Source organism: Pseudomonas sp. GW821-FHT03A09 (genome assembly GCF_059421065.1).
On sequence record NZ_JBWKUX010000021.1, the window covers coordinates 45,776 to 53,539 of the forward strand.

General features: G+C 57.5%; 4 protein-coding genes. 1 reads left to right on the plus strand and 3 read right to left on the minus strand.

Annotation, left to right across the window (positions count from 1 at the left end; translation table 11 throughout):
* Positions 1-114: 114 nt before the first annotated feature.
* Complete coding sequence (locus AC07V4_RS26090; protein WP_492638655.1) at positions 115-5,823, minus strand: membrane-targeted effector domain-containing toxin; 5,709 nt, start codon at positions 5,821-5,823, stop codon at positions 115-117.
* 199 nt (positions 5,824-6,022) lie between these two features.
* On the opposite strand from AC07V4_RS26090, the gene bamJ reads away from it, so the two are divergent.
* Entirely contained in the window at positions 6,023-6,640 is a 618-nt protein-coding gene (gene bamJ, locus AC07V4_RS26095) for a BamJ family beta-barrel-assembly machinery protein (RefSeq protein WP_017477811.1), read from the plus strand.
* Between the two features lie 153 nt (positions 6,641-6,793).
* Here the strand turns inward: bamJ and AC07V4_RS26100 are convergent, their stop codons facing one another.
* Both AC07V4_RS26100 and AC07V4_RS26105 read right to left on the minus strand, forming a co-directional pair.
* The gene (locus AC07V4_RS26100; protein WP_003194088.1) at positions 6,794-7,051 is read right to left on the minus strand and encodes a PA4570 family protein; all 258 of its coding nucleotides are present in this window, start codon (positions 7,049-7,051) and stop codon (positions 6,794-6,796) included.
* A gap of 159 nt (positions 7,052-7,210) precedes the next feature.
* The gene (locus AC07V4_RS26105; protein ID WP_017254008.1) at positions 7,211-7,552 is read right to left on the minus strand and encodes a zinc ribbon domain-containing protein YjdM; all 342 of its coding nucleotides are present in this window, start codon (positions 7,550-7,552) and stop codon (positions 7,211-7,213) included.
* Positions 7,553-7,764: the final 212 nt, after the last annotated feature.

The window sequence follows — 7,764 nt, forward strand, 5'->3', positions numbered from 1 at the left end:
CAAAGTATGTAGGTCGGTATCGGCGGCGAGGCGGGGATCTGAAATTATTTTTAAGCGAGCTGATGAATGGTGAACCCCGCCCGATGGTCGGGCGAGGTTTTCAGGCGTTGGTTGTCAGGTTATTTGCCGTAGCCCAAGGCCCCGAGGAGGGTGTGCTTTGAGCACTTCGATCAGGACTATCAGATCAAAGAAACGCTCATTTTTGAGTGCCTCCCAGCGTTCGATGAAGTATTGGCCTTTGTCATCGATCTGAATCGCGGTGGTGATGATTTCATTGCTGCGGGAGCGGTGAACCAGGTTGACCTCGAATTCACTGGGGTGCTCGATGAAGAACTGACCCGCTTCGATAAGCCGTGTACGGTCGGGCAGCGGTGCACGCCGCGGCACTGGCTGTTTGAGGTTACCCACATCAATTCTGAAATCACTGCGCAGGGCCACAATCGAGCGTTCCCCGACAGATCGCCAACCGCCGAGGCGCAGTCTCTTGGCCTGCTCCGGGAAGGTATCATTCACATGCAGGCTGGCAGCATCCTGCAACAGAACAATTCCCGGCACTCCCCGGTGCATATCGGTATGGGAATTGCCCATGAAGGCCACCCATTTGTGGGCTCCCTCGGCGAGCTGATCGGCCTTGATCACCTCATTGGCAAAATAGTTGAATAACTCACCCCGGCCCATTTCACCGATGATGCCTTTGACGTGATAGCTGGCTGTGCAGTCCAGTGCCCTGACTCGAATCCCGTATTTGTTGGCAACTTTGACCACGTTGGTAAACGTGTGGGAGCCCTTGTACCCCGGCATATGTCCCACATCGAGGGCCATCAGGTAGCTTTTCAAGCTCGGCGGCATTTTTGAGGTGCGGTGAAATATGTCCAATGCAGCCTGATGCAGGTCGGTGAGCAGGTGCTCCATGTACAACGTCTTCACACCCTGTTTTTTCAGCCGTTTCATATAGTCGATCAAGAACTGCTTGGCGGACTGCTGGATGTGGCTTTCATCGATGACCAATCCGGTTTTTTGCCGATACAGCTGCTCGATAAATACCTGCTCGCTCTGTGTCGATAGTTGAGTCAGAGGTGCGCGCGGGGCTGGCGTGACGCCGGCGAAAGCAGTTTCTGCTGCGCTCGCCAAGCGTTGTCGTATTTCGCTGAATTGGTGCTGTGCAGCCACATGATCTGGTTTGGTTGACGTGTAGTGGGTATCCAGCCCGAAGCGGCCCTGCTTTATCTCTTCAATAGGTGCGTGAATGGCGAGGGGCAAGTCGAATTCTGCAAAATGTGTGGCCGGCACAGGCGGGGTCGCAGAGGGGATCGGTGCGGGCAATTCGACATGAGCTGCCGGCATCGACAATGCGTAATCCCCTCGGGACAGACCCAGCGCGGTGCTGTCGGGCCACACACCGGTTGGCTGTCCGAGTGCGGCGTTCTGAACGCGCAAGGCCAGAGTTTTTTGCAGATCCGCCAGCCCGGGCACTCGTTCATATGTACCCAGGCGATCCGCTGTCACCAACGCCACCCAGCTTTCGCCAGGGTTGTCGCTCAGGTTGTGTTCAATGAGCGTGTGGGAATAAAAGTTGCGCAGTCTGCTGCTGCGAGGGGTGAAGCGTGAGCTGTCGAGCAGGCTCGTAATCGGTTCGAGGTGATAGGACACGGAGCCGTCCAGCCCATCAATCTCAACGTTCAGGCGCTGGGTTTCATGCAGCAATTTGCTGTAGGTGAAGGCTGCATCTTTCGACAAGCCCAGGTTGTCATCAGTCAACTCCAGCTGGCGCTTGAGCGTTCTCAGTGCGCGGGCTTTGTCTCCAGAGCGCCTGTTACTCAGGGTTTTCAGTTTGCTGTGGAACAGGTCTCGTGGCAGGTGCTCGATGTAGACACGTTTGAGCCCTTGCTCAACCAGCGTGGGCAGTTCTTCGATCAAGAGTTGCAGGCTGGCGGTTGGATTCCTGTCAGTACCAATGATCAAGCGTTTATCGCGGCCGAACAGCGTTTTGACGATATCGCTGTGAGCCGCGTCGACGGCCAGTACGGGAACGGGTGCTTTTGGGGTTGGAGCAGGCAAGGCCTGGAAAAACGTCTCGGCGCTTTGGGTCAATTGCGCAACCCTCGTTGAGTAGGCGTCGCGCAGAAACGATGTACTGGCATGGAAGTTGTGAAGGATGGTTTCCGGTGCTCCCAACTCCATGCCTGGGAGGTTCTCCTTGAATGTTGGATCGAGCATGTCGCGCAGCAGCGTGGCGTCATCGCCCGTCATGTCGAAGTTGTCCAGCGGGCTGCTCTGCTCGTTTATCAATGATTCATAGCCGTTGGTGCCACCGCGTACGGTCGGGCGTACCCAGCGGTCGCCCTCCCGCTTGACCAGGCGTGCGGTCGAATGAAATTGGCCGGTGCCCGTGTCCAGGCGATACAGCACATAGATGTTCTCGGAGTTGGGCGTTTTGGTGGTCCACAACTCCCGCCCGTTGAACAACGCAGGCTGCATGTTTTCAGGCGTGAGCGTGTCGAGCCTGCCGACCACTGCACTTTGAGCTGCTTGTGGGCGCGGTTTGATCATCGGCCGCAGCGGCCTCAAGGTACTTTTCAGAACAGGGCGAACATCAAACAGCACGGCGCCACCGAAGTTGGCCAGGTAACTGATGTAGTGCTCCAGCGCACCGCTCTTGTCGTTTTGGTAGTAGGCATTCAGGGCGAGCATGGCGTCTTTGAAGGCCAGCAAGCCACCCAGGGTCAGGCTGAGTATGGGGAACGGCATGGTGGCGATGGCCGTCACCCATTCGATACACGTCCACAGAATGCCGGTGATCATCTGGGTGCGATTGACTGTGGTGCCTTGCACATCGTCGATCTTGCGCTGCAGGCTCATGTTATAGAACTCATGGCGCAAGTCGCTGAGTGGCGATATATGGCTTATCCCGTCGTATCGTGGAGGGCTCGGTGTAGTGCGATTGATATCCTGCGGCAAACCGTTACTTGCGTTTTGTAAAAACAACCCGATGCGTGCCATCGACGTCAGCGGCACCCGCGCGCGCCAGTAACCGAGCATGCCGTCGACTTGTTTGAGCAGGTAATTGAATAGCCTTGCTTCACGAAAGGCGATGCTGTCCGGCGCATCCGGGGTGTACAACAGCACCGGGTTGTCGGCATGGCTGAACAGGTAATTACCGATGACCCAGTCGCCATTGATAAACAATCGGTGGACTTTGTAAGTGTTGCGTACGGTGATGGAGGTGTCCGTCAGGCTGTCGATAGCCCGTTCGAGCCAGGCCAGGTCGATGCTGGCTATATGCCCTTGCAGCCGCGACTCCAATGCGCAGCTTTTCATTTGCAATTGCTGGATCGCCAGCACTGCATTGCGACGCTCGTCGTACTTGGGGCTGCTGCTGTTTTGCAAGCGCTGGCGGACTTCATTGGTATAGCGTTCGCCAATCCATACACCTCTCACCGAGCGCTCGACTTTTTCGGTGGTCAGTGTGCTCAAGTCAACACCGGGAGGGCCTCTAAACGTGGCGGAGCGGGAAAACTTTTCGTTGAGAAAACCAATGCTGTCGTCGTACCCGTTGCGGTACAGCGTGGTGTAGGAGACAGGCTTGTCCCCATCACCGATCAAGGGTTGGGGTGAGTAGACGAAAATACTGTCAGGGTCGATGTCGTTCTGAGGGCGGCCCAGCAATTGATTCAGGCTGCGCTTGGCCTTTTCGTGCAGGTAGCTCTCGAACGTCGGGAAACTGGCTTCTGAGTCTGGCCTCGCGTTATACACGCGCAGTGCGCCTGCGGCGTCCTCTGCCAGGGTTGTGAGGCGCATGCGGTCAGCCGCCGAGGCGGATCGGTACCAGGCCGGTGAAGCCAACTCGTAGTCATCCAGCAAGAGTGCCAGACGATGCGCCGCCATGGCATCCAGGCAGTCGGTATGGCTGCAGGGTTTACCGAACGTCACTTTCAGGTGTTCCTCGGCGCCAGGCTTGAAACCGATGCCCTGCATGACAGCGGTCATCGATGGGCGGAAGCGCAAGGGCACTTGCTCCAGCACGTACCCGGCCATTGAGCGACTGTCTGCCTGGGGGTTGTCACTCAACCAGCCGAGGATGTGAGTCTGGCATTCGCGCTCCGTGCTGAAGCTGTAGAACTGCTGTGCGCTTGGAGCATCAGGCGTACACAGCAACAGACGTTTGGCTTGACCGCTCGCATCATTTTCGCGCAACAGCCACAGGTCCTTGAGCTGGGCGCCGTGGAACATCACGGTTTGCGCGCAAAGTTCCGGGCGCGGGGTGTCTCGCAATTGCTCAAACAGTTGGAAATCGGCTTGGTTCAGATGGCCTTGCAACGTGGCGAGATAAGCCATGGCCACCAGACGCTGATCGAAAAAACTGCGCGCGGCGTGTTTGATGTGCGGGGTGCCCAAGGCGTTTTTCTGGACGTTGGCAAATTCCAGGCGCGGTCGCAGGTTTTGTAACGGGGTGATCAGGTTTTGCGGCGTTATGTAAGCATGCTCTCCACTCAACGGAGCGCCGGCATAACTCAGGGTGCTGTGTTCGAGGAAGGCTGAGCCGGGGTTGGCGTCACCCGTGTGCAGGCCACGCAACGTCAGTTCCACCAGTGAGTGTTGTTGAACGTAGGTGCCTGCTTGAGCCACCGTGCGGTGAGTGGTGATGTGCAGTTTGTCCGGGTCCAAGTCGTGTATGTCCCACTGATAGGCCAGGTACTCGGCCCATTGATACCGAGCGAGGGCATGGGGAGTTGACGCGGGGCCTATCAGGTCCATGAACGCCTGACGGGCCCGGTTATAACTTTGCAGGTTCAGGTCAAGCATCTTGCGTTGGCTGTCGCCGGCGCTGCGGTACCAGTCTGGAAGGGAGTGATAGAGATCACGTTCCAGCAACAGCTGTGCCCTGAGGTCCAGGCGCAAGGTCAGGTCCGGCAGGGCGGCGTTGACGGCGTTGTCCAAATACTGCTGGAGCTGTGCGGCGTTGAGCTGGCCGTCTTCGGCGAGGCTTAGGGCGAAGTCGATGTCTTGTGTGCGTTTGTCGAGCAGGGCCTGGTAGGTGTATTCGAACAGCGGTTCACCCTCGATGGGCTGCAGGTTCAGCGGGAAAATTTCAATGGGGTCGAGATGCTGATACCGCACGGGCAGGTGGCGATTGAACTCTGTCCGTCCGGCATGCGTCGCCATCACCGATTGCAAGCCTTGATCCAGCTCGTGCAGCGAGTCGAAGGCTTCCAGGCCGCGAGAAGGGGTGAATAACAGCACCGGGCCCACGGGGTCGGTGCTGCTCAGGCTGTCGACAGCAGGGCTGGCTTTGCGCGTCAGCACGAAGGTGCCGGCAAATGCCACCGTGTGTTCCTGATAGCTGAAAGTGAGCGCGTACATGCCCGGGCGAAAGTCGGGCCCGCGTGAACAATCTTCAAGCATCAGCAGGTCGGCAGGGGACAGCAAATAGTCACTGACGTTGAGTCGAGCCTCGTGCTCCAGGGCACTGATGCCGGCCGTGAAAGTCAGGTAAGTCTTGCGACTTTGGCCATCGACGGTGCCTGTTTCATCCAGGGTCTGGAGGTTTTTATTCAGGTCTGATTGTAATTGACTCAGTTTTTGTTTGCCGGCGACCTGGGTGAGGTCCACCTGATCGAGGCCTTGATACAGAGCGCGAGCCTGAGCCTGGAATGTGCCGTTGATACGTTTTAAGGTGGCGCTTGTGTGTTCCAGAGTCACGCGTTCTTTCGGTAGGACGACAGGCCGCTGGCTGTGGGCGCGCAGCGTTGGGTCGATCTCTAGCAAGTGGGTATGGATCTGTTGCCGCGTGGGTGCGGATGGAAGGGTGTTCGGCGTACTCATTGGCACAGCCCCGGGAGTGATGAGTTGAATCACCAGCATGGGGACTGACGCAGTGTGGTCGGCAGTAGATAGGTATGCCCGGGCGCTCATCAAGGCCTGGTGTTGTGTGCTAGTCTGCTGGCCCTTTTAGTTCTGGATGACGGGGGAGGCGCAGCCTTCGTGCGGCTTTTCCCGTGTCGTCCTACAGCGGAGCACCTTCATGTCTGAAGTTAATCTGTCCACCGACGAAACTCGCGTCAGCTACGGCATTGGCCGTCAACTGGGCGACCAACTGCGCGACAACCCGCCACCGGGCGTGAGCCTGGACGCTATCCTGGCCGGTCTGACCGACGCCTTCGCCGGCAAGCCAAGCCGTGTCGACCAAGAGCAAATGGCCGCCAGCTTCAAGGTTATCCGTGAAATCATGCAAGCCGAAGCGGCTGCCAAGGCTGAAGCGGCTGCTGGTGAAGGCCTGGCCTTCCTGGCTGAAAACGCCAAGCGTGATGGCATCACCACCCTGGCTTCCGGTCTGCAATTCGAAGTGCTGACCGCAGGTGATGGCGCCAAGCCAACCCGCGAAGACCAAGTGCGTACTCACTACCACGGCACCCTGATCGACGGCACTGTGTTCGACAGCTCCTACGAGCGCGGCCAGCCAGCAGAATTCCCGGTTGGCGGCGTGATCGCCGGTTGGACCGAAGCCCTGCAACTGATGAATGCCGGCAGCAAATGGCGCCTGTACGTGCCAAGCGAACTGGCTTACGGCGCTCAAGGCGTTGGCAGCATCCCGCCGCACAGCGTTCTGGTGTTCGACGTCGAGCTGCTCGACGTTCTGTAAGACCTGCTGATTACTGCGGGTGTTGGGCTTGTGTGGGAGCGGGCTTGCTCGCGAAGACGGGGTGTCAGTCACTCACTTGTTGATTGATTCACCGCTTTCGCGAGCAAGCCCGTTCCCACATAAAGCCCGCATCCACAGATTGGACATATTGGTTCATGGATGGAACTTGCCATTCAACTCGGTGGCCGGGCGCAACGCTCGGGCATAGCAGAACAGAAACAGATTGCGCACCACCTCTTTCAGTACGCCCGGTTCACTCGAACTCAAGCCATTCACGTCCAGGTCGCCCTGGTCCTGTAGCTCATTCAGCGCTTCTTCTTCCAGCACGGCACAGACTTCGCCGGTTTCCCGATGCAGGATTCGAAGGTAAGGGTGTGGGCGGTCCAGCCAGGCATCTATCAAATAAGTCATGGATCATTCTCCTTGATGGGTTTCAATGGGAATAATTCTTATTCGTGGAATAGCAAGTGCCTATTGGCGGATTCTGGTTTTTTCTGAGTGGTTATTGCGTGGGATCAACGAGAGGGTGAAACGCCATCCCGCGGCGGGCGCGGGATGGCGGCAGCAGGTTCAGACCTTGCGGACGAACTCGGATTTGAGCTTCATGGGGCCGATACCGTCGATCTTGCAATCGATATCGTGGTCGCCGTCGCACAGGCGGATGTTCTTGACCTTGGTGCCGACCTTGACCACCAGGGAGGTGCCCTTGACCTTGAGGTCCTTGATCACGGTGATGGTGTCGCCGTCTTGCAGGACGTTGCCCACAGAGTCTTTCTTCACGGTTTCATCACCGGCTGCTTCGGCCTCGCCATTGGCGGACCACTCATGGGCGCATTCCGGGCAGATCAGCTGGGCGCCGTCCTCGTAGGTGTATTCGGAATTGCATTTTGGGCAGGGTGGCAACGTGCTCACTAAGGCTCCTTGAAAGTCAGGGATGGCTAAAGGGCGCACATTATATAGGGATTTGTAGTCTTGCAGGTTGTGCGAAATATAAATGTGGGAGGGGGCTTGCCCCGGTACAAACCGGGGACATCGTTTACATTTCTCACCGGGGACATGGTTTACAGGTTAATACGCATGATCAGGAGGTAACTGATCATGCCCTGGAACCAAGAGTCCCCCAT

What these genes read in the sequence shown, in the direction of transcription:
- AC07V4_RS26090 (WP_492638655.1), bottom strand. Translation starts at nt 5,823, where the DNA reads ATGAGTACGCCGAACACCCTTCCATCCGCACCCACGCGGCAACAGATC.
- AC07V4_RS26100 (WP_003194088.1), bottom strand. Translation starts at nt 7,051, where the DNA reads ATGACTTATTTGATAGATGCCTGGCTGGACCGCCCACACCCTTACCTT.
- bamJ (WP_017477811.1), top strand. Translation starts at nt 6,023, where the DNA reads ATGTCTGAAGTTAATCTGTCCACCGACGAAACTCGCGTCAGCTACGGC.